The sequence below is a fragment of the Sciscionella sediminilitoris genome, assembly GCF_000737195.2.
In the GTDB taxonomy this organism is placed as follows: domain Bacteria; phylum Actinomycetota; class Actinomycetes; order Mycobacteriales; family Pseudonocardiaceae; genus Sciscionella; species Sciscionella sediminilitoris.
Window position 1 is genome coordinate 256,789 of the sequence record NZ_JALM01000009.1, and the last position, 21,386, is coordinate 278,174.

Genomic DNA, 21,386 nt, shown 5'->3' on the forward strand with positions numbered 1-21,386 from the left:
CGCAGGTGGCGAACCAGAATGCGGTGATCACCGGCGGTTCGCGGGGAATCGGGCGCGCCGTCGCCGAACGCCTCGCCGCGGACGGTTTCGACGTCGCCTACTGCTACCGCACCGAATCCGATGCGGCACATGAGACCGCAGAACGCCTCGCCCAGTACGGGGTCGGCGTCTACCACGCACCCTGCGATGTGGCGGACCCGGAATCGGTCGCCGCCTTCCTGAAGTCCGCCGAGGCCGAGGTCGGCCCGTTCGACACGCTGGTGAACTCCGCGGGTGTGGTGCGGGACAACCCGATGGTGCGGATGGGGCTCGAGGAATGGAATGAGGTGATCGACACGAACCTGACCGGATATTTTCATTTCTGCCACCGAATGGTATTCGGATTCATGAAGCAGAAAACTGGTTCGATCGTGAATCTGTCCTCGATCGCGGGAACATACGGAAACGCGACCCAGACGAACTATTCCGCGGCGAAGGCCGGGATCAACGGGATGAGCAAGGCGCTGGCCAAGGAGGTCGCCCCGTACGGCATCCGGGTCAACGTGGTCTCCCCGGGATTCATCGAGACCGATATGACCTCCTCGCTCTCCGAAGCGGTGCGCGAACAGTCGCTCGCCTCGGTTCCGCTGCGCCGGTTCGGCACCCCGGAGGAGGTCGCCGACCTGGTCGCCTTCCTGACCAGCGAACGGGCCGCCTATATCACCGGCCAGGTGTTCGGCATCGACGGCGGAATGACACTGTGAGCGAGCTTGGCAGCGTTCCAAGGACACGGCGAGCGTGGGGCACGGCCGCACCGAGCGTCAGCGAGGTGCGGCCGTGAACCCGGGCGCGGGGACGCTGATCGAGGAAGCGCTGCCGCGGTACGACGCGGTGGAACGGCACAGCAAGCGGGTGCCCGCGAGCCCGGAGGCCGCCTTCGCCGCGCTCGAACGACTGCGCATCGCGGATCTCCCGGTCACCGCCGCGCTGCTGCGGCTGCGCGGCGGTCCGGCGAACTGGTTCGTCGGACTCGGCGAGGCGGGCCGGATGCGGGCGCTCGACGCGATCGCCCCGCGCCGGATCGCCGAACACCCCGGACGGGAACTGCTGCTCGGCGATATCGCGCGGTATGCGGCACTGCACCCGGAACGGCCCAGCGAACCACCGTCCGATGTGGCCGGATTCGCCGCTTTCGACACGCCCGGCTGGAGCAAGGTGGCGATGAATTTCGCGTTCACCGCCCAGGCTGGTGCCACCCTGGTACGCACCGAGACGAGGGTGCGCAGTACCGATCCGCGCACCCGACGTATCTTCTCGGTGTACTGGCGGATCGTCGGCAAGGGCAGCGCGCTGATCCGCAGAGAGATACTCGCGGCGCTGGCCAGGGCACTCGCGAACGGAGGACAGGAGTGATGATGACCGAGCAGGTGCGCACCGGCTATTCACGTGGCTGGCCGGCGATCGCCGCGTTCGTGGTGGCCCTGCTCTTCGCCCTGGTGAGCCTCTACTGGACGGCCGGAGGGGAACTGGGCCTGGACACCGTCGGCGGTGTGATCGAACAAGCCGTGCGCACCGGGGACGCCGGGATGACCGCGGTGATGGTGCTGGTGACGGTGATCAAACTGGTCGGTGCCGTCTTCGCGCTTGCCCTCGTGCAACCCTGGGGACGGGTGTTCCCCAGGAAACTGCTGCTCGTGCTCGGCTGGCTGGGTACGGCCGTTCTCGTGCTCTACGGCGGATTCCTGACCATCTCCGAGGCGGTGGTCGCGATCGGCGGGGCCCCGGGAACCGAAACGCTGGCTTTCCGCTGGCACCTTTACCTCTGGGACCCCTGGTTCCTGGTGTGGGGGGTTGCCCTGGGCCTGGCCATGCTCCGCATGCACCGCCGCTAGCGATTGTCTTGACTGGACTTGTGCTGCGGAGTGGGTAGCGGAACCTCAGGCGTCCCCTCGCTCCGGGATCACCTTCTCATGTATGCCCATACACCACGGCGGTGCTGTCCTCGCGAGGAAACGCCAGAGAACCCGCCGCGGTGCCGGGTGCGTGGGTGGTGAAAGCGGCTATGCCGCTGAAAACCGCGATTCGCGCAGTTAGCTCGGACACAGCGGAAAGCCCCGGAACCGTTTGGCTCCGGGGCTTTCTCGCGGTGGCTGGGTTCAGCTGGCGGCCTGGTCGACGACCTCGTTCACGGCGCTGAGGTTGACCATCTTCGGCAGCTCCGCCTGGTCGATGGTGATGCCGAATTCCTTCTCCAGCGAGGCGAGGATCTCGATGGCGCGCAGCGAATCGGCGTCGTGGTCCTCGATGAACAGGCTCGTCTCGGTGACCTCGTCCTCCTCGATCTCCAGGATCTCGCACACGATCTCCCGGATTTTGGCGTATCGCTCGCCTACGGAGGTAGTCATATTCGCGCTCCCTTGATTCGTTGGCTTTGTCGTATTTGAGTCCATTGTTTTTGGCACCGGCCCGATTGCCAAGGTCGCTCGCAGGTTCATGCAACGCAATTCCACGGGCCCGGAAATCCGTGCGATTCTCGGGGGACCGAGACGAAAGGTGTTTGGCATGTCCTCGAACTCCGCAACGCGACCGCAGCACCGGGTCGTGCTCACCGGGCTCGGCGCGCTCTCCAGCATCGGGATCGGTGTGGAACAGTTCACCGAGGGGCTGCGTACGGGCCGTAGTGGGGCGAAACCGATCTCGGTGTTCGACGCGAGCGGGTTCGCCCACTCCACCGGATGTGAGGTCACCGGCTTCGATCCGGACACCTACATCCACAACCTGGACACCGAGAACCTCGGCCGCGCCACCGCGCTCGCGGTCAGCGCCGCCCGGATGGCCGTGCAAGACGCGGGCCTCGAGCCGGAAGCGCTCGACGCGCGGCACGGGATGATCTCCATCGGCACCACCGATGGTGCCTCGGCCGAACTGGACCGGCTCATCGAGAGCGAACTCACCGACGGCCCGGAGGCGATGGATCCCGAACTGGCCGCGCGCATCTCGCCCGCCCGGCTTTCCCTTGCCATTGCTCAGGAACTGGGACTCTCCGATGTTGAGCCGGTGACCCTGGCCACGGCCTGCTCGGCGGGCAACTACACCATCGGTTACGGATTCGACGCGGTGCGCTCCGGCGAGGTGGACTACGCGCTGTGCGGTGGTGCGGACGCCATGTGCCGCAAGACCTTCGCGGGGTTCTATCGGCTCGGTACGATCGCCCCCGAGTGCTGTCAGCCGTTCGACGCCGAGCGCAAGGGCATCCTCACCGGGGAGGGCGCCGGGGTGCTCGTGCTGGAAAGCCTGGAGTCCGCACTCGCCAGGGGAGCGCGCATCTACGCGGAGATCCTCGGCTACGGGCTCAACTGCGATGCCTACCACCAGGTGGCCCCGGACGAGGAAAGCGTCGGCCGCTGCATGCGGCTCGCGCTGGAGAACGCGGGCGTCAAACCCGATGAGGTCGACCTGATCTCCGCGCACGGCACCGGAACCAAGGCCAATGACATCACCGAGAGCAGGGCGATCCGCGCGGTGTACGGGGAGCAGCCACCGCGCACCGTTTCGCTGAAGTCGATGCTCGGCCACACCATGGGTGCGGCGAGCGCGCTGGCCGCGATCGCCTGCTCACTGGCCATCACCGAAGGCTTCATCCCGCCGACGATCAACCATGTGCGCACCGATCCGGAATGCGAGATCGACTGTGTGCCCAACGAATCCGTGCCCGCGCGGTTGCGGATCGTGCAGAACAACGGGCTCGCCTTCGGCGGGAACAACGCCGTTGTCGTACTCGGCAGCTACACGGGGGAGGGACGATGACCGCGGCCATCACCGGGCTCGGCGCGATCGCCAGCATCGGCGGGAACGTCGGAGAGCTGTTCGACAACCTGTGCGCGGGGCGCAGCGGGCTGGCGCCGATGCGCGGATTCGACCACGCCAAGTACAACGCCCGTCAACTGTTCGAAGTGGACAATCGGCCCGCGGAGGGCGTGGACGAGCCGAAGCGCGCCACCGCCCTGCTCAACACCGCGATCCGCGAAGCGCTCGCCGATGCGGGTCTCGAGCCGAAGCTGGACGGGATCCCGGTGCTGATCGGCACCGGACTGCGCGAGCTGCGCTCGGTGGAACTGTGGTGGCGTGATGGTGCTCCGTTCGAGGCCGGTGACCTGCATTTCGGCTCCGAACTGCGGCGCGAGTTCGGGGCAGCCGATACGCACACCTTCGCCGGGGCCTGCTCCGCCTCGCTGTACGCGCTCGCGCTCGGCGCCGATCTGATCGCGGCCGGGGAACACGACACCGTGGTCGTGGCCGGGGTGGATGTGGTCACCGAGAGCATGTTCGGCCTCTCCGACCGGTTCCAGCCGGTGCCACCGGACCGGGTACGCCCGCTCGATGTGCACCGCAAGGGCACGATCCTCGGCGAGGGCGCGGGCGCGATCGTGTTGCGCGCACCGGAGAATCCGGGACGGGCCCGGCTGCGTTCGGTCGGGATCAACTGCGATGCCTACCATGCCACCGCTCCCGATCCGGCCGGGGTGAGCGCGAGCATCCGGTCCGCGCACGAACGCGCCGGGATCAAACCCTCCGATGTGGATCTCGTGCTGTTGCACGGCACCGGAACCCCGCTCAACGACGAGGTGGAGGCGGGCGCGGTGCGCGAGGTGTTCGGCGATGCGCTGGAGACCCCGCTGTTGACCGGGATCAAGTCGATGACCGGGCACACCTCGGGTTCGGCGGGCGCGCTCAGCCTGGTGACCGCGGTGCGCTCGCTGGAGACCGGGCTCGTCCCGCCGATCACCGGTGTCGCCGAGCGGATCGAGGAGACCGAGGGAATGCGGGTCGTGCTCGGCACCGCGCAGCAGGAGAACCCGACCGTCGCGCAGGTGCACGGATTCGGGTTCGGGGGCGTGAACGCCGTGGCGATGCTGGAGGTGTCATGAACGACGATCGCGAAGCTCTGTTCATGAAAGCCGACCGGGTGCGGGTGTCCCGCAAGTCACTGGAGGTGTCATGAACCTGCTCACCGCGGCCCAGCCGGTCCTGCCCGGGATCGCCGACTGCGCCGGACTGCTGCGCGAGCCACGGAACGCCGAACCGGTCGATCCGGCCGCGGTACTCGGCAAGAAGGGCCTGCGCTACAAGGACCGGGCCACCCAACTGGGACTGGTCGCCGCGAAACTCGTGCTCACCGAGGCGAACCTGCTCGACGGCGAGGGGCGCTGCACCGATCCGGGAATGGGTGTGGTGGTCAGCTCCAACTTCGGCAATGTGGACACCGTGTGCCGGGTGGCGAACACGATCGCCGAGGAGACCACCCGCGGGGTGAGCCCGATGGACACGGCGAACGCCTCCTCGAACGTGATCGCCTCGGAGATCGCCATCCGGTTCCGGCTGCGCGGGCCGAATCTGATGCTGTGCAACGGATCCACCTCCGGGGCCGACGCGATGCGCTGGGCCGATTCGCTGGTGCGTGCCGGGCGGGCGGCGCGGATGCTGGTGATCGGGGTGGAGCCGGACAACCCGGTGGTGCGCGAGCTCTCCGGGAACACCCGGGTCCTCGACGGCGGTGCCGGGGTGCTCCTCGAATCCCCGGACGCGGCCCGAAACCGTGGGGTGACCGGCAAAGCGGTGCTGCGCCGCTGTGTGCGCGCGGCCGATCCGGCCGGTTGTGCCCGTGAACTCGGTGCGGAACCGGCGCTGCGCCTCGGCAGCGGGGAGAGCGCGCCGTTCGATCTGGACGCCCGGCTTGGCGCTTCTTCGGGCGCACTCGGAGTCCTGCAGTGCGCGGCCTCGATCGGCTGGTTCTCCGATGGCGGACGGGGCAGCGTGCACGCGATCTCCGGATCGGTTGCCGCGGACGCCACCGCGGGGCTGCTGATCGGCGGCGCCGATGAGTGAACCGATCGAGCTGCATTGCCTGCGCGCCACGGAGAACCCGCACACCAGGGTGCTGTTGTTGCACGGGTTGGCGAACAGCGCGGCGATCTGGCGGTCCGTCACGGACGGCTGGCCCGACGGCGTCGAGGTGTGGGCCGCCGATCTGCCCTGGCGGGGCACCGGATCCCGGTCCTGGAGCTGGCAGTCCGACTGTGCACAGTGGATCGAACAGGCCGCGGCACGGGTTCCCGGCGGCACCGATGTGCTCGTCGCGCACTCCATGTCGGCCAACGCGGTGCTGGAACTGCTCAGCGCGACCGAAGCCGGATACCGGGCGGTGGTGCTGGTGGCGCCGTTCTACCGGGCGGATCCGGAGGAGTTCGACTGGCCCGCGGTGCAGCGGTCGATCGCCAATTTCGAGCACACCATCACCGAGGGCATCCGCACCCACGCCGCCGGGCGCATCCCGGAGGAGCGGATCGCCGAACTCGGCAGGCTGGTGTGCGAGAAGACCGGACCGTATGCCTGGTCCCGGTTCTTCACCATGTATCTGAACACGCCGTGGCTGCGCACCTCCGCCATCCGGATCCCGGTGCGGGTGCTCAGCGGTGGGCGGGACGAGACCGCGCCCGCCGCCGAGGGGCAGCGGCTCGCCGAGGCCCTGCCCTCGGGTTCGGTGCGGGTGCTCGCGGAAAGCGGGCATTTCCCGATGATCGAGTTCCCCGGGGAGTTCCGCGCCGCGGTGTGCGAATTCCTGAACCAGTACCAGACAGTCGCCTGTGGAGTGAGCTGAATGACCACTATGGACACACCGGTTTCTGAGGACAAGGTGCGCGCCCTGCTCGAACAGCAGAGCTCGGCCGTGCTCCGGCCCGCGTACGAGGGCTGCAACATCAGCACCTCGCTCGGCTTCAAACAGATCAACTACCTCGTCGAGGCCGCGGTACTGGAACACTTCCGCGCGGCCGGGCTGCCCGCGGGCGGGTTGTACGACCGGTTCGGGCTCGGCCTCGACGTGGTGGAGATCGCCACCCGGCTGCCCGCGCATCTGCACATCGACGATGTGCCGACGCTGACCGTGACCCCGGATACCCGCAAGGGCGGCTTGCGGTTCAAGGTGGTGGCCACCGTGCAGCGCGACGGAGCCGAGGTGACCACCTCGACGTCCACGGTTTCCGTCGTGCTGCGCCGGGATTCGGGGGCCACCGCACCCGTTCCGGACGGGCTGCACCCGTTCGTCACCGACCGCATCGGCGGCGCCGAACCACGCCCGCTGACCGCGGAACCGGCCCCGCGCGGTGAGCTCTCCGCGGGCCGCGGCACGAGCGCCGACCCGGTGCTCGCCGAACTCACCAAGGACCAGAACGCCTTCGGCTGGCGCTGGCGCATCCCGTACTTCTACTGCCATTTCAGCGAGCGCGTGCAGATGTCCGGGTTCCTGCGGCAGATGGAGGAGGTCGTGGATCTCTTCCTCGCCGACCGGGGACTGGACATCAAGCGAGTGCTCGATGAGCGCCACTGGATCCCGGTGGTCACCAAGTCCGACGTGCGGCTGCTGGACGAGGTGATCATGGAGGAGGAGCTGTACACGATCTACACCGTCGAGGATGTGTTCAAGGGACTGCTCTACACCTCCCGGATGGACTGCTACGTGGTGCGCGAGGGGGCGCTCGTCCCGGTCGCGACCGGGCACATCACCCACGGCTACATGACCAAACGGGACACCGGTGTCTGGGAGATGGTCACCTTCGACGAAAAGACGGTGGCCGCGTTCGAGGGAGCGAACCGATGACCGCGGTGATCGCCGACTGGTCGGCGGTGTCCCCGTTCGGGATCGGGCGCACCGCGTTCACCGAGGGGCTGCGCGCGGGCACCGATCCGGTGCGCGAACTCGCCGCGGAGTGGGATTCCCCGGACGAGCGCGCCGGAGTGCTCACCGAGTTCGACGCGCGCGCGGTGCTCGGCAAGAAGGGAACCCGTTCCATGGACCGGGTGACCGCGCTGACCGTGACCGCGATGCGTGAACTCACCGAGCAGGCGCTGGACGCCGAACGCACCGCGATCGTGCTCGGCACCACCACCGGAAGCGCGCAGAGCATGATGGAGTTCACCGGTTCCTCGCTCACCGGCGCGGAACCCTTCCACGTGGATCCCGCGCTGATGCCCAATGTCGTGATGAACTGCGCCGCGGGCCGGTGCGGGATCTGGTACGGCATCAAGGGGCCGAACACCACGGTGGCCGGTGGGCGCGCTGCGGGGCTGCAGGGGCTGCAGTACGCCGTGCGGCTGCTCGCCGCCGACCGCGCCGACACCGTGCTCTGCGGTGCGGCCGAGGAATACTCCCGCGCCCGCGCCTGGCTCGAACGGCATGCGCGTTCCCTCGAGGAGTCCCCGGAATACGGCGCACCGCTCGGCGAGGGCGCGGCGCTGTTCACCGTGTGCCGCGAGGCCGAGAACGCGCTCGCCGAGATCCTCTCGGTGCGCTCCCGGGTCGTGCTGGACGGGGATCCGCGCACCGCCCTGCTCGCCTGCCTGCGCGGCGCCCTCGAGGAAGCGGGCACCCGGCCCGGGGATGTGGCCGCCGTGGTGTCCTCCGGTGCGACCGGGCTCACCGGCCACGCCGAACGGGCCGCGCTCACCGAACTGTTCACCGAGCAGGCACGCGGCCGGGTACCGGAGGTCGCCGGGTTCGGGGACCTCGGGGCGAGCTCGTCGGCCTTCGGGCTCGCCGCACTGCTTGCCACCCCGGGAACGGCGGGCGAGCTCGCCGTGCTCAGCAACGTCGACCGGGACGGCGCGGTCGGTGCGGCCGTGCTGCGGATGCGCTGATGGCCGCACTGCTGGAGGCGCCGCTGGTGCTGCGGGAGCACACCGAGGACCGCGCCGTGGCGAGCTTCGCCATCGGTGCGGAGGAACCCGTGTTCGCCGGGCACTACCCGGATTTCCCGATCCTGCCCGGGGTGTTGCTGCTCGACTGCGTGCACCGGGTGGTCCGGGAAACCGCACCCGGTCCGGTCGAACTGTCCGCAGTGGACAGTTGCCGGTTCACCGGCGCGGTGTATCCGGGCGAGACCGTGACCGTGACGCTGCAGTGGAAGGGCGAGCAGGTGAGTGCGACGGTCCACAGTGGAGAACAACAGGCGGCGAAGATGAAACTGACCTATCGGGGTGTGCCGTGATCGGGGCCGAGCGGATCCGGGAACTGCTGCCGCACCGGCACCCGATCCAGCTCGTGGACCGGGTGCCCGAGGTCGAGCCGGGAACCTGGCTGCGCGCGGAGAAAGCGGTCACCGCGAACGAACCGTGGGACTGCGCGAACGGGTACCCGGCCGCGCTGCTCATCGAGTCCTGGGGACAGTCCGCCGCGCTGCTCGCCGCGCTCGAACAGGACCGCCTCGGCCCGGGCACGGTGCTGCTGTTCGGCGGCATGTCCAAGGTGCGTTTCCACCGTCCTGTCGCGGTGGGCGAAACCCTCGAACACCACGTCCGGATCGCCCGCGACCTCGGCGAGACCGTGCTCTTCGAGGGGCACACCGAGTGCGCGGGACAGACCGTGCTCGAGATCGGCCAGGCGGTGCTCGCCTTCCGCCCCGGTGCCGAACTGAACTGACCGAAGGAGTTCTCATGCCGAAGAAGAAGGTGCGCTGGTATTTCTCCCTGCGCAGCCCGTACTCCTGGTTCGCCTACCGGGAACTGCGCGCCGAGTACCCGTGGCTGCTGGACCGGATGGAGTGGCTGCCCTACTGGGAACCCGATGCGGCCACCGGTGAACTGCTCGCGGAGCGAGGTATCCAGCTGGCGCTGACCGAGATGCCGCGCGCCAAGAACCTTTACATTCTGCAGGATGCGAAGCGCACCGCCCGGGCCCGCGGGCTGGAGATCGCGTGGCCGGTGGACCGGAATCCCTGCTGGGAGCTACCGCATCTGGGCTACCTCGCGGCCCAGGAAGCGGGCCATGGCGCGGAGTTCGTGGACGCGGCCTACCGGGCGCGGTGGGAACAGGGGCGGAACATCTGCTCGGTGGAGGTGCTCGCCGAGATCGCCGGGGAACTCGGACTGGACGCGGCGGCGATCGCCGGTGCCGCGCAGGAGGAACGCCTGCGGGAACGGGGCGTGGAACTGCTCGCGGCCGGGGAGCGTGACGGCGTGTTCGGAGTGCCGTTCTTCCTGTACGGCAGGGAAAAGTTCTGGGGCGTGGAACGGCTCGGTGCCTTCGCCGCCCTGGTGGCGGCGGACCCCGCGACCGAACCGGAGGCCGTGTCCGTGCCCGCTGGGCCGGAGCTGGTGCTCGACGGCGGGCACGCGGGAGGCTGCGGCTGATCGCCGACGGGAACAGGAAAGGGCCGCCCTGCCAAGGGGAGCAGGGCGGCCCAGCCGCATCCACAGTCCCTAGATCAGGCCGAGCCGCGCCGCGGTGGCACCGGCCTGGAACCGGCTGCGGGATTCGAGCACCTTCATGGTGGAGGCGACGTCATTGCGGACCGTGCGCACGCTGACCCCGAGCCGGCGTGCCACCGCGTCATCGGTGAGTCCATCGGAGAGCAGCGAGAGCACGCTCTCCAGGCGGTCGGTGCCGCCGTCCATCCCCGCCGGGGTCATCGAACCGCGGGTGCGCGCGCCCTGGCACCACAACCGTTCCGCCGCCGTGTAGAGGGTGCCGAGCGCCCGCTCGTCCCACTGCACTTCCACGACCCCGGCGCTGTCGATGGTCACCGCTACGCGCTTGTCGATCAGTACCGCCCAGGCGGGCACCTTGGCGACGAACCGGGGTGCCGCGCAGCGGTTGTCCAGCCAGCGCGCGTAGTCCTCCGCGGGGCCGAGCTGCATCAGCTCGGCTGCCCAGATCGGGCGCAGCGTGACATTGCGGCGCAGGGCCGATTCGGCGAGCTGGGCGGAGAACTCCACCGCGCCGGGGACATAACGCGGGACCAGGAAGGTGATCTCCTCGTCGGCCCCGGTCGCGTAGCGTTCCACGGTGGCCGCCATCTCGTCGAAGCCGCGCAGCCCCTTGTTGTGCCGGTACTGCTCGGCGTAGCGGTCGCGCAGCGCGATGACCCCCTGCACCCCGCCGAACCGGGACCGCATCACATCCTCGTCCAGCTTGCGGAAACAGCGCAGCACGAGCGCGGGAAGGGCGAGCGCGGGTTCGACCGCGCGGTAGGCCCCCGCCTTGTCCGCCGATGCGGTCACCAGGCCGTCCGCGCGCATCTGGCCGAGGTGATCGGCGACCTCGGCCAGCGGCCAGCCGAGCGCGTCCGAGAGTTCCTCGGGGCTCCAGCGGGAATGCCGTAGCATCGTTCGATAGACCACGTCGGTATTGCCGGTGAGTCCGATATCAGTCTTCACGTCCGTACCCCTCGTGCGATGGTCAGCCCCGGTGTGCCGTGGGTCGGTGCGGCCGGGCTGGATCAGATGCCGGGTTGAGTGACACCCCTAGAGCCACCCAGCCCGGCCACGCCGGTCGCTAACCCTCAGCAATGAAGTTAACTGACAGCTATCCTCGATGGGGCCGAGTCTTACCGAATTGGGGTACTTTGTCAACTGCCAGCAAATCTGTAATACTAAGAATTAGCTGTCGGTGATCGAGTGAAGACGGGAGGTGCGGGCGTGGCCGAGGAGGACCAGGAACGGCCGGTGTTGGCGACGAGGCTGGACCAGCTGTTTCGAACCGCTCGCCCTGGGGGGAAGCGTTGGACCAATGCGGAAGTTGTCGCCGAGCTCAAACGCATTTCACCCGAACTTAAGGTCGGTCCGGTATATCTTTCCCAGATCCGTACGGGAAAGCGGACCAACCCGTCGCAGGAGCTGTTGAGCGCGCTCGCGAAGTTCTTCGGGGTGTCCGTCGCCTACTTCTTCGACGAGGAACTCGCCGATTCGGTGCTCAGTGAGCTGGCGGCGGTGGAGGCGATGCGGCAGTCTGGAGTACGGGCAGTGGCCATGCGCGCGGCGGGGCTGCGGGAGGAGAATCTCGAGGCCATCACCACGATCATGGACCAGTATCGGCAGATGCAGGGCCTGCCTCCGGTGACCGATTCGGAGTGATGACATGACCGATCCCGAGCAGCGGCACGAACAGTTACGGCGGATCCGCGAGGAATGCGCGGGCCGGATCGCCGAACTCGACCTGCACGAGGCCCGGGATGTGCGGGCGTTGTGCGATCACCTCGTGGAGCTGCGCGGGCGGCCCATCCGGCTCGTCCCGCTCCCGCTTCCTGCCTCGCATCCGTGCGGGATGTGGGTCGCCGCGAGCGACGAGGACGTCATCTTCTACGACGCCAACACGACGAGCGCACACCAGGAGCACATCATCTTGCACGAGCTGGGGCATGTCATCTGTTGTCACCGGGGTTCCGGGATACTCGATGACGAGAGTGCACGAGCGTTGTTCCCGAACATCGACCCGCAGATCGTGCGCGACATGCTCGGTCGCGCCACCTATGACGATGTGCAGGAGCAGGAGGCCGAGATCACCGCCTATCTGCTCGCGGAGCTCATCAAGGGACGACCGAGGGCGAACCCGAGCAGCCCGGAACGCGAACGCGCGATCGACCGCGTGGAACGCACCCTGGTCTAGGGATCGCCGCAGGCCGGATGATCACCGCCGCCAGAACAGGTGGTGGCGCACCCCGCTCGGGCTGGGCACCACCTCGAGGTGGAACCGGTCGAGCAGTTCCTCGGGGGACTCCCAGAGCCGCAGCCCGGATCCGAGCCGTACCGGGGAGACCGCGATGTGCATGGTGTCGACCAGATCGGCGTCCAGGAACTCGCGAACGGTGCGGACACCGCCGCCGAGCCGCACATCCAGGCCCCCGGCCGCTTCCCGTGCCCGGTCCAATATCGCTGCCGGATCGCCCGCCACGAAGTGGAAGGTGGTGTCGGCGAGGGGGAACGAGGGCCGTTCGTGGTGGGTCAGCACGAAAACCGGGGTGCGAAACGGCGGCCGCTCGCCCCACCAGCCGCGCCATTCGTGATCGGGCCAGGGACCGCGCTGCGGCCCGAACTTGTTGCGCCCCATGATCTCCGCGCCGATACCGTGGTCGTAGTCCCTGGTGAAGTAGTCGTCGAGGCCCCGGCTGCCGCCCGGATCGGTGCGCATCGGCCAGCTCGCCGTGGCACCGGCCCAGGAGAACAGGCGCTCGGGTTCGACATGGCCGAACGGCCGCTCCAGGGTCTGGTCCGCGCCGGCCCCGATCCCGTCGCTGGAGACGTTGAAGTTCTGCACCCGCAGCAGTGCGGCCATGGTCGTTCCTTTCGTCGGTGACGAACGGAGTGACCTCCCCGGCGGGCGGAACTCATCGCGGCACCGTCAGTACTTGCTCAGTTCAGCGCTTGCCCAGTTCCTCGCGCAGCACCGCCACCGTGTACTCCAGCTCCTCCTGGGTGTGCTCGCTGGTGATGAAGAACCGCAGCCTGGTCTGCCGTTCCTCCACGGCCGGATGCAGGATCGGATCGGCGAGGATGCCGCGTTCGTAGAGCCGGTGCGCGAGCCGGAGGGTGACGGCCGAATCACCGAGGATGACCGGAACCACCGGGGTGGGCACCTCCGGCCGGGTGGCGATCCCGGCGTCCTCGACGAGCTTGCCGAACAGCGCGGCGTTGTCCCGCAACCGGTGCAGCCGCTGCGGTTCGGCGTGCATCCGGCGCAGCGCGGCGAGTGCGGCCGCGGCGTTCGGCGGGGTCATTCCCGCGCTGTAGACGAAACCGGGAAGCGTGTACTTGAGCCAGTTCACGGTGCGCGCGGAACCCGCGAGGTAACCCCCGCAACTGGCAAGCGATTTGGAGAGGGTGCCCATCCACAGGTCGACCTGATCGCGGTCCACGCCGAAGTGCTCGCCGATCCCGCCACCGTGATAGCCGACGGTGCCGATGCTGTGCGCCTCGTCGATGAGCAGCAGGGCCCCGTGCCTGCGTTTGAGCTCGATCAGCTCCGGAAGCGGGGCGAGGTCCCCGTCCATGCTGTAGACGCCCTCGGCCACGATCAGCACCCTGCGGAACCGTCCACGGGTCTGCTCGAGCAGATAGTCCAGCTGCTCGGTGTCGTTGTGCGCGAACGGGCGCCGCGTCGCCCCGGAGAGCGCGCAACCCTGCAGAATGCTGTCGTGGGCAAGGGAATCGTGCAGGATCAGGTCCCGGTTCCCGCACAGATGACCGATCGCGCTGACGTTCGTGGCGTGCCCGCTGACCAGGGTGAGACTGGCCTGGGTGCCGAGCAGCTCGGCGAGTTCCTTTTCGAGTTCCCTGGTCACCGGGCGCTCCCCGGCGAGCAGCCTGCTGCCGGAAACCGAGGAACCGTACCGGGAAACGGCATCGCGGACCGCGGCGTTCACCTCGGGGTCCCCGGAGAGGCCGAGGTAGTTGTAGCTGCTGAACGAGTAGAACCGCCGCCCGTCGATCTCCGTGGTGTCCCGCAGATTCCCTTGGTGAGTACGGAAATACGGGTTCGGCATGCCGTTCCCGGAGATCTCGCTCAGCCGCCGCTCGATGGCCGCGACCTCGGGGAAGCTCTCGATGCGCGCGGTGTCCGGATCGTAGTGCGCGGCGGGCGCCGGTTCGCGTGCACCGGCTCCGTCCGGGGTACGGCCGCCGTCCGGGATGAGGCTGTCGATGGTGGGATCGCCGGTGTCGCTGACGGTGAACGGCAGCAGCGGCAGTCGATCGCGCACATTGGTCTGCAGTTCGTGCAGCATCAGCGAGTCGAAACCGAGGTTGCTGGCCAGCCGCTGGGTTCCGGAGAGCTCGGTGACCGGCAGCGCGCTGGTGCGGGCGATCTCCTCGAGGATCACGGTGCGCGGATCGGTCTCCGGTCGCTCGGCCGCGGGCGGTTGCGGGGTCGTGGGGGCCGGTTGCGCGGTCGCGGTGACCTCGTCCAGGATCCAGTGCCGCTTCGGGAGCAGCGGGCTCGGCGGGAGCGTGCACGGTGCGGTGCGCGGGAATTCCAGGCGCAGCCCCGTTCCGCTGGTGGCCCGTTCGGCGAGCAGGCGCAGTTCGTCCGGTCGATCGGCGACCGGATCCCTTGCCACCACGGGATTTCCCGGTTCGGTGCTGCCGGTGCGCGCGGCCGGGCCGAGCTCCCCGGTCTCGCCGAGGCCCACCAGCCGGGCGGACTCCTCGAGGGTGGCAGCGGCCTCGGCGCTCGAATGCGCGGTGACGGCGAGGACCTCGGGCAACGGGGTGCGCGCGGCCAGCGTCGCGGCGACACTGCGCAGTGCCGGACGCTCCGCCCGCAGTGTCCCGGCAAGTTCTGCCGCGTGCCTGGCGAGCCCGGCCCGGTCCTTGGCGGAGACGAGCAGCAGCTGCGGTTCGGCGGGCGCGGTCTCGGTCACCGGTTCATCGGCCCCGGACAGCACGATGTGCACGTTCGTCCCGCCGAACCCGAAGGCGCTGACCCCGGCCAGCCGCTCCCGGTTCTCCGGCCATGGCACCGGTTCGCCGGCCACCCGGAATCCGGCGGCGCCGAGTTCGAGCCCTTCGGCCGGTTCGAATCCCGGCTGCGGGGTGATCTCCCCGTGGTAGACGCTCAGCGCGCATTTGATCATCCCGGCGACCCCGGCCGCGCCGATCGAGTGGCCGAGGATCGCCTTCGCGGCCCCGAGATAGGTCTGCTGGGTCTCCGGTCCGCGCAGTTCGCGCAGTGCCCCGATCTCCACCGGATCCCCGGCGGCGGTCGCGGTCCCGTGCGCCTCGAGGTAGCCGAGCGTGCCCGGATCCACCCCGGCGTCCGCATAGGCCCGGCGCAGCGCGAGTATCTGACCGCGGTGCTGGGGCAGCATATTGCCGACGACCTTGCCGTCATTGGCCATGCCGACCCCGCGCAGCACCGCGTAGACCCGGTCGCCTTCGGCGCGGGCGTCGGCGAGCGGGCGCAGCGCGAGCACCCCGGCGCCTTCCCCGAGCACGAAACCGTCGGCGCGCGCGTCGAACGGGCGGCACATTCCGGAGCGGGAGATCGCGCCGACCCGGCAGAGCCCGACCAGCAGATCCGGGGTGAGCACGAGCTGCGCGGCCCCGGCGAGCGCGATCCGGCAGCGCCCGGAACGCAGCGCGTGCACCGCCTCGGCGATCGCGGCGAGCCCGCCGGAGCACGCGGCGTCCAGCGAATAGCTCTCCCCGTGCAGCGCGAAGGCCGAGCTGACCGAACTCGGCCCCATGTTCATCAGCAGCCCGGCGAGCGCGGTGCCGTGCAGCGCGCCGACCCCGGTCACCCCGGACTCCGCGCCGGGCACCGGATTCCCGAACTCACCTCCGGCGAGCTGACGGGCCCGCACGTGCATCAGGCTGATCTCGCGGTACCCGCTCTCGCTCACCGCCATGATCGAGGCGGTGTGCTCCCGGTCGAATCCCCGGGCCTCCCAGCCCGCGTCCTGGATCGCCTCGCGCGCGGTGTCGATGAGCAGGCGGTGCTGCGGATCGAGCGAGCGCGCCCGCCGCGGTGGCATGCCGTAGTGCGCCGCGTCGAACCCGGAAACATCGCCGAGCAGCGCCATCCGGTCGGTGTAGCTGGTGCGGTGATCGCGGAAATCGTCGCTGACGAAGGAATCCTGGCGCCACCGGGAATCCGGGACACGGCGGAACTGGGGCCGGGGAGCGCGGAGCAGGCGCCAGTACTCGTTGACATCGCGGGCACCGGGAAACCGGCAACCGATCCCCACGATGGCGATGTCACCCGCGTTTTCCCTGTCCCCCGGCCGGTTCGTCATGCGGACTCCCTATGCCGCCGGCCTCGAGCGCCACCATTCCAGGGTGGACCGCAGCTGCTCCTCGAGCGGTGTGGCGGTGAGACCGAACTTCTCGGTGAACGCAGTCGAGTCCACAGTGAACGGACGATCGAACTGGTACTGGATCTCGCGCAGTTCCCGCATCAGCGGGACGAACAGGCCGAGTACGCGCAGCATCACCGGCGGAATAGGGGAAACCTTGGCCTGGTTCTTCCCGGCCAGTGTGGCCAGCGATTCGAGCATCTGCCTGCTGGAGCGGGGCGCGACGGTCGGCACGTGCCAGGCGCGGCCGAGCGCGTCCTCGCTCGACCCCGCCTGGACGAGAGCCCTTGCCACGTCGGGAAGATAGGTCCAGCTGTGCGGGCTGTCCGGATCACCGAGCACCCGCACCGGTTTCCCGGCGAGCAGCTGCGGGATCGCGCGGGAGGCGAGGTGGCCGCCGTCGGTGACCCGGGGGCCGAAGAAGTCCGAGGCGCGCAGTTCGGTCGCGCGGATCCGGCCCTGTTCGTGCAGTTCCCGGGTGCGCTCCCAGACCTGCGCGCGCACCCGTCCCTTGACGGTGTTCGCGGACAGCGGCAGATCCTCGGTCATCGGACCGTCGACCGGGCCGTATCCATAGAGATTGCTCAATACGACGAGGGTGGCCCCGCTGGATTCGGCGGCCGCGTGCATCGCGGTGGCCAGCTTCGGCCAATCCCGCTGCCACAAGTGATACGGCGGGCACGCACAGTGATAAATGACGTCCGCGTCCTTCGCGGCCTCGCTCAGTGCCTCGGCCTCCGAGGCATCGAGGCGGACGTATTCGATGCCCGATTCGGCTACCCGCTCGGACCTGCTCACGATCCGGACCGATTCGCCCTGGTCGGCAAGGAGCCGCGCGGTGGCCGCACCGGCCGGCCCATGACCGATCACCAGGTGCTGACTCATATCTCCCCTTACTGTCGTCGGTTCGCCCCCATCGTGCGGCACCGGAAGGCAGCCTGGTGAACGGAAGGAAAAAACGGTGTTTCGAGCCGTTCGCTTCACCGATGCGGGATGGCCTGCTTGGTGTACAGTCGCTCACTGTAACGGCTCGGATGAAGGATGGCTATGACCTCTGACGATCTCGCACAGTCCATCAAGGCCGCAGCGCTGCGCCTGGTCGAAGCCGCGGGGACCGGTGGACTGGATGTGGAATCCGTCGCGGCCGCGGATGGACGTTCGTCTGACGAAGTCGGGAGCGTTTTCGGCTCGGTGGACGAACTTCTCACCGCACTGATCATCGACGCCTACAACGCATCGGGGGAGGCGATGGAGCGCGCGGACGATCCGTCCGCGCAGCCCGGTGCCCGGATGCTCGCGATCACCAGGGCGCTTCGCGAATGGTCGCTGGCGAACCGCGCCGCGTTCACCCTGATCTACGGTTCCCCGATCCCCGGTTACCACGCGCCCGAGGACACGGTCGGCCCCGCATCGCGCACCCCGGCGGCGATCGCGCGCATCCTGCGTTCGGCGATGGAAAGCGGTGCGATGGCACAGATTCCGCGCCCGTACCCGAGTCCTTCACTGGTCACCAAGGAATCCATCGCGCTGTTCGGCGGGGAACCGGAGCCGGGCTACGAGGACCTGATCGAGCGCGGTATCGGGTTCTGGAGCAACCTGGTCGGGCTGCTGATCTTCGAACTGTTCAGCCGCACGCACGACAGCGTGACCGATCAGTCCGCCTTCTTCGACTACTCGATCGCGGCCGCGGTGCGCGGGCTCGGCCTCACGGTGGAAGGCGCCTGAAAACCTACCCGCGCGGGGGATACCGGGAAAACGCTGAGCACGAGGAACGGACAGGCCAACGGTGAACGGTGTCGCGGCGGCAGCCTTTCTGCTTTCGGCGATCGCGTCGTCCGCGGCGTTTCTGTACAAGCTCGTGCAGATCCACCGGAACTGGCGCGATGTCGTCTATGTGAGCCTGACCGTCACCCTCGCCTGGCAGTTCCTCACCTTCGCGATGGGTGTGGTCTCGACGAGCTCGGCGAGCCTGTTCGGGGTGCCCAACCTCAGCGTGCTCGTCCTGCACGTGGTCGCGGTCGCACTCTGCATCAGCGCGCAGATTCTGTTGCTGCTGTGGGCGAATCCACTCGAGAAGGTGCGCGGGCGCATCCGGGGCTGGCTGGTCACCGGTGTGCTGATCATCGCCGTGCTCGTCGCGCTGTTCTTCATCGGCGGCGCGGTGTACCTGCCCTCCACGGATCTCACCGTCGGCAGCGCCGATCCGGTCATCCTGACCTATCTGCTGCTGTTCATCGCCTCGCAGCTGGTGCCGTGCGTGAAGATCGCCATCCAGTGCATCCCCTATGCGCGCGCGGCCGGGAATCCGTGGCTGCGCAGGGGTTTGTGGCTGCTCTCGATCGCCGCGGTGCTGCTCGTGGTGTACTGCCTCACGCGCACCGTGAACATCCTCAGCCCGGCGCTGCACATCGAACCCGGGATCTGGAAGGTACTGCCCAATCTGTTCAGCGCGGTGGGCATCGTGGTGATGTCGATCGCACTGACCATGCCGTCCTGGGGCGGGCACGTCACGAACGCGGTCGGCTGGCTGCGGGACTACCGCTCCTATCGCGCGCTCTACCCGCTGTGGCATTCGCTGTACGAGGCGACCCCGGAGATCGCGCTCGAACCGCCGAGTTCCTCGATCTCGGATCTGCACTACCGGCTCTACCGCAGGGTGGTCGAGATCCGGGACGGCTGGCGCGCACTGCGGCCCTATATGGAGTCCGAGTCCGAGTCCGAGACACCGGCCGATCAGGTCCGGCTGGAAGCCAGGAAGATCAAGCAGGCACTGGAAACCAAGCGCACGGACCCGCGCAGTATCCCGGCACCCAGCCGCGGCGGTTTCGAACAGCGGGACGCGAAGACGTTCGCCGCCGAGGTCAGCTGGCTCAAAGAGGTCTCACACGCGTTCGCCAGCGTCCGCGACTGACCGGGCCACGGTCGCGCTGCCCAGCCGGGCGATCGAACGCAGTTCCGCCTCGGCCGCTCCCGCGCGGGAGAGCACCGCGAGCGACTGGTTCAGCCCGACGACGAACCCGGCGAGCTCGTCGAGGGCAGCCTCGCCCAGTCCCGCGCCGGTGAGCGCACCGCGTACCCGTTCCCGTTGCCTGGCAAGCAGATCGTGCACCAGGGCCCGGCTTTCCGCGGTGAGCATCGGGGACTGCGCCGCCGACTGGGCGACCAAACAGCCGTCCGGGACCGCGGGATCGGTGATGCGTGCCAGGATCGCGGCGAAGAAGGCCTCCACCGCGCGGACCGGATCGTCCGGATGGGCCGCCAGCGCCTGCTCGAACCGCTGCCCGTAGATCGCCGAGTAGCGGTCCAGGCACTGCCGGAACAACGCGTCCTTACCGCCGAAGGCCCCGTACAGCGAACCGCGCCCGAGCCCGGTCGCGGAACCGAGGGCATCGAGGGAGGCCTCGGCGTAGCCGCGTTCCCAGAACACCCGCATCGCCTCGTCGAGGGCGTGTTCCACATCGAACTGTTTCTTGCCTGCCACGCGTCGAGCCTAGCAGGATGTTGGACTGATCGGTCGGGAGGGAGGTGGGAGGAATTCCTTCTCGGACTTGGCGATCACGGTGGCTGCCAGTGCGTTACCGGTCACGTTGAGTGCGGTGCGAGCCATGTCGACCACGAAGTCCACGGCGAGCAGGATCGCCACGCCCTGCGCGGGCAGCCCGATGATCGTGGCCGCGGAGAACAGCACGACCACCGAGGCGGAGGGGATCCCGGCGATGCCCTTGGTGAGCAGCATCAGCACCAGGATGGCCATGACCAGTCTGCCCGGGGTGAGCTCGATCCCGTAGGCGTTGGCCAGGAACACGACCGCGAGTCCTTCGTAGATGGTGGCCCCGTCGGCGTTGAAGGAGTAGCCGAGCGGCATGGTGAACGAGGAGACCTTGCGGCTCACCCCGAACCGTTCGAGCCGGGCGATCAGCGGGGCGAGCACGACCTCGGAGCTGCGGGTGACGAAGGACAGCAGCACCAGGTCGCCGGCCTTGGCGAGCATCCGGAAGTACGGCACCCGGCAGACCAGTGCCACGACCGGAAGGATCACCCCGAGTACGAGCAGACAGGCCGCGTAGAACACGACGACGAACAGGGCGAGGTCGAGCAGCACATCCCAGCCATAGTGCGCGGTGTTGTAGGCGACATAGGCGATCACCGCGATCGGGGCCAGCCGGGCGACCCAGCCGACGACCCGGAACATCGCCTCGGCGACCCCGTCGAGCACGTTCAGCACCGGCTGCGCTTTCTCGCCGATCCGGGCCAGCGCAACCCCGAAGAAGGCGGCGAACAACAGCACCGCGAGCAGGTTTCCCTCGCTGAGCGCGGCGAAGATGTTCTTCGGGATGATGTCGAGGATGAACTGGCCGGCGTCCAGGGATTTGGTGATTCCCTTGGTGTCCGCGGCGTCCCTGGCGGGCAGGTGCACGCCGGAGCCGAACCCGGCGATCGCGGCGACCCCGACCGTGCACACCACGATCACCGTGGTGACGACCTCGAAGTAGAGGATGCTCTTCCCGGCGAGGCGCCCGAGGGTCTTCGCCGAATCCATCCGGGCGATGGCGAGCACGATCAGCGGGAAGATCAGCGGGAGCAGGCTCATCTGGATCAGCCGGATGAAGGCCTCGCCGACGATCTCGATGTGCTCGCTGAACCCGGGAGCGAGAAACCCGAGCAGGACACCGAGTGCGAGCGCGAGCAGGATCTGGGCCCACAGCGGGGGAAACCGGGGCCGGTTCGGCAGATCCTGGGACTCGTCCGTTCGGCCTCGTCGCTCCGGCATGGCGAGCAATATAG

The 21,386-nt window shown here is 68.7% G+C and carries 23 protein-coding genes; 16 read left to right on the top strand and 7 right to left on the bottom strand.

Annotation, left to right across the window (positions count from 1 at the left end; genetic code table 11):
- Positions 1-5: 5 nt before the first annotated feature.
- The 3 genes from fabG (at position 6) to AD72_RS04450 (ending at position 1,871) form a co-directional block, all read left to right on the top strand.
- Complete coding sequence (gene fabG / locus AD72_RS04440; RefSeq protein WP_031465091.1) at positions 6-743, top strand: 3-oxoacyl-[acyl-carrier-protein] reductase; 738 nt, start codon at positions 6-8, stop codon at positions 741-743.
- A gap of 73 nt (positions 744-816) precedes the next feature.
- Complete coding sequence (locus AD72_RS04445; RefSeq protein ID WP_031465092.1) at positions 817-1,392, top strand: hypothetical protein; 576 nt, start codon at positions 817-819, stop codon at positions 1,390-1,392.
- A gap of 2 nt (positions 1,393-1,394) precedes the next feature.
- Positions 1,395-1,871 carry a DUF3995 domain-containing protein gene (locus AD72_RS04450; protein ID WP_197284872.1) on the top strand — a complete coding sequence of 159 codons (477 nt, stop codon included), beginning with the start codon at positions 1,395-1,397 and terminating at the stop codon, positions 1,869-1,871.
- A 264-nt stretch (positions 1,872-2,135) separates the two neighbouring features.
- On the opposite strand, the gene AD72_RS04455 is transcribed toward AD72_RS04450, so the two are convergent.
- Positions 2,136-2,384, bottom strand: a complete 249-nt coding sequence (locus tag AD72_RS04455) for an acyl carrier protein (RefSeq protein WP_031465094.1) — start codon at positions 2,382-2,384, stop codon at positions 2,136-2,138.
- Positions 2,385-2,541: 157 nt separating this feature from the next.
- On the opposite strand from AD72_RS04455, the gene AD72_RS04460 reads away from it, so the two are divergent.
- From AD72_RS04460 to AD72_RS04500, 9 genes are all read left to right on the top strand, one after another.
- Positions 2,542-3,786, top strand: coding sequence for a beta-ketoacyl-[acyl-carrier-protein] synthase family protein (locus AD72_RS04460; RefSeq protein ID WP_031465095.1), 1,245 nt, complete (start codon positions 2,542-2,544; stop codon positions 3,784-3,786).
- Entirely contained in the window at positions 3,783-4,907 is a 1,125-nt protein-coding gene (locus AD72_RS04465; RefSeq protein WP_031465096.1) for a beta-ketoacyl synthase N-terminal-like domain-containing protein, read from the top strand. The genes AD72_RS04460 and AD72_RS04465 overlap by 4 nt, the downstream gene beginning before the upstream one ends.
- Positions 4,908-4,977: 70 nt before the next feature.
- Entirely contained in the window at positions 4,978-5,865 is an 888-nt protein-coding gene (locus AD72_RS04470) for a beta-ketoacyl synthase N-terminal-like domain-containing protein (RefSeq protein WP_031465097.1), read from the top strand.
- Positions 5,858-6,637: an alpha/beta fold hydrolase gene (locus AD72_RS04475; RefSeq protein ID WP_051897907.1), complete on the top strand. Its 780-nt coding sequence runs from the start codon at positions 5,858-5,860 to the stop codon at positions 6,635-6,637. The genes AD72_RS04470 and AD72_RS04475 overlap by 8 nt, the downstream gene beginning before the upstream one ends.
- A complete protein-coding gene (locus AD72_RS04480) occupies positions 6,638-7,636 on the top strand; it encodes a hypothetical protein (protein ID WP_051897909.1) in 999 nt (332 codons plus the stop codon).
- Positions 7,633-8,673, top strand: a complete 1,041-nt coding sequence (locus AD72_RS04485) for a beta-ketoacyl synthase N-terminal-like domain-containing protein (RefSeq protein WP_031465100.1) — start codon at positions 7,633-7,635, stop codon at positions 8,671-8,673. The genes AD72_RS04480 and AD72_RS04485 overlap by 4 nt, the downstream gene beginning before the upstream one ends.
- Positions 8,673-9,023 (top strand): 3-hydroxyacyl-ACP dehydratase FabZ family protein, encoded by a 351-nt coding sequence (locus tag AD72_RS04490; protein WP_037344788.1) that lies wholly within the window; start codon positions 8,673-8,675, stop codon positions 9,021-9,023. The genes AD72_RS04485 and AD72_RS04490 overlap by 1 nt, the downstream gene beginning before the upstream one ends.
- Entirely contained in the window at positions 9,020-9,454 is a 435-nt protein-coding gene (locus AD72_RS04495; RefSeq protein WP_031465102.1) for a 3-hydroxyacyl-ACP dehydratase FabZ family protein, read from the top strand. Before AD72_RS04490 ends, AD72_RS04495 begins: the two co-directional genes overlap by 4 nt.
- 14 nt (positions 9,455-9,468) lie before the next feature.
- Entirely contained in the window at positions 9,469-10,164 is a 696-nt protein-coding gene (locus AD72_RS04500) for a 2-hydroxychromene-2-carboxylate isomerase (RefSeq protein WP_031465103.1), read from the top strand.
- A 69-nt stretch (positions 10,165-10,233) separates the two neighbouring features.
- On the opposite strand, the gene AD72_RS37495 is transcribed toward AD72_RS04500, so the two are convergent.
- Positions 10,234-11,190 carry a LuxR C-terminal-related transcriptional regulator gene (locus AD72_RS37495; protein WP_031465104.1) on the bottom strand — a complete coding sequence of 319 codons (957 nt, stop codon included), beginning with the start codon at positions 11,188-11,190 and terminating at the stop codon, positions 10,234-10,236.
- A gap of 261 nt (positions 11,191-11,451) precedes the next feature.
- Between AD72_RS37495 and AD72_RS04510 the strand changes: the two genes are divergently transcribed.
- Together AD72_RS04510 and AD72_RS04515 are read left to right on the top strand one after the other, a co-directional pair.
- Complete coding sequence (locus AD72_RS04510; RefSeq protein ID WP_031465105.1) at positions 11,452-11,886, top strand: helix-turn-helix domain-containing protein; 435 nt, start codon at positions 11,452-11,454, stop codon at positions 11,884-11,886.
- Positions 11,887-11,890: 4 nt separating this feature from the next.
- On the top strand, positions 11,891-12,418 hold the full coding sequence (locus tag AD72_RS04515; RefSeq protein ID WP_031465106.1) for an ImmA/IrrE family metallo-endopeptidase: 528 nt from the start codon (positions 11,891-11,893) through the stop codon (positions 12,416-12,418).
- Between the two features lie 21 nt (positions 12,419-12,439).
- Here AD72_RS04515 and AD72_RS04520 read toward each other — a convergent pair whose 3' ends face one another.
- The 3 genes from AD72_RS04520 to AD72_RS04530 form a co-directional block, all read right to left on the bottom strand.
- A complete protein-coding gene (locus tag AD72_RS04520) occupies positions 12,440-13,084 on the bottom strand; it encodes a dihydrofolate reductase family protein (RefSeq protein ID WP_031465107.1) in 645 nt (214 codons plus the stop codon).
- 82 nt (positions 13,085-13,166) lie between these two features.
- Positions 13,167-16,541: an aminotransferase class I/II-fold pyridoxal phosphate-dependent enzyme gene (locus AD72_RS04525; RefSeq protein WP_051897912.1), complete on the bottom strand. Its 3,375-nt coding sequence runs from the start codon at positions 16,539-16,541 to the stop codon at positions 13,167-13,169.
- 9 nt (positions 16,542-16,550) lie between these two features.
- Complete coding sequence (locus tag AD72_RS04530; RefSeq protein ID WP_031465109.1) at positions 16,551-17,486, bottom strand: NAD-dependent epimerase/dehydratase family protein; 936 nt, start codon at positions 17,484-17,486, stop codon at positions 16,551-16,553.
- Between the two features lie 162 nt (positions 17,487-17,648).
- Here AD72_RS04530 and AD72_RS04535 point away from each other — a divergent pair, with 162 nt between their 5' ends.
- Positions 17,649-18,326, top strand: a complete 678-nt coding sequence (locus AD72_RS04535; protein ID WP_031465110.1) for a TetR/AcrR family transcriptional regulator — start codon at positions 17,649-17,651, stop codon at positions 18,324-18,326.
- Positions 18,327-18,387: 61 nt separating this feature from the next.
- A complete protein-coding gene (locus AD72_RS04540) occupies positions 18,388-19,512 on the top strand; it encodes an MAB_1171c family putative transporter (RefSeq protein ID WP_031465111.1) in 1,125 nt (374 codons plus the stop codon).
- Here the strand turns inward: AD72_RS04540 and AD72_RS04545 are convergent.
- Together AD72_RS04545 and AD72_RS04550 are read right to left on the bottom strand one after the other, a co-directional pair.
- Positions 19,483-20,082 (bottom strand): TetR/AcrR family transcriptional regulator, encoded by a 600-nt coding sequence (locus tag AD72_RS04545; RefSeq protein ID WP_031465112.1) that lies wholly within the window; start codon positions 20,080-20,082, stop codon positions 19,483-19,485. The genes AD72_RS04540 and AD72_RS04545 overlap by 30 nt on opposite strands.
- A gap of 9 nt (positions 20,083-20,091) precedes the next feature.
- Entirely contained in the window at positions 20,092-21,372 is a 1,281-nt protein-coding gene (locus AD72_RS04550) for a dicarboxylate/amino acid:cation symporter (protein WP_051897914.1), read from the bottom strand.
- Positions 21,373-21,386: the final 14 nt, after the last annotated feature.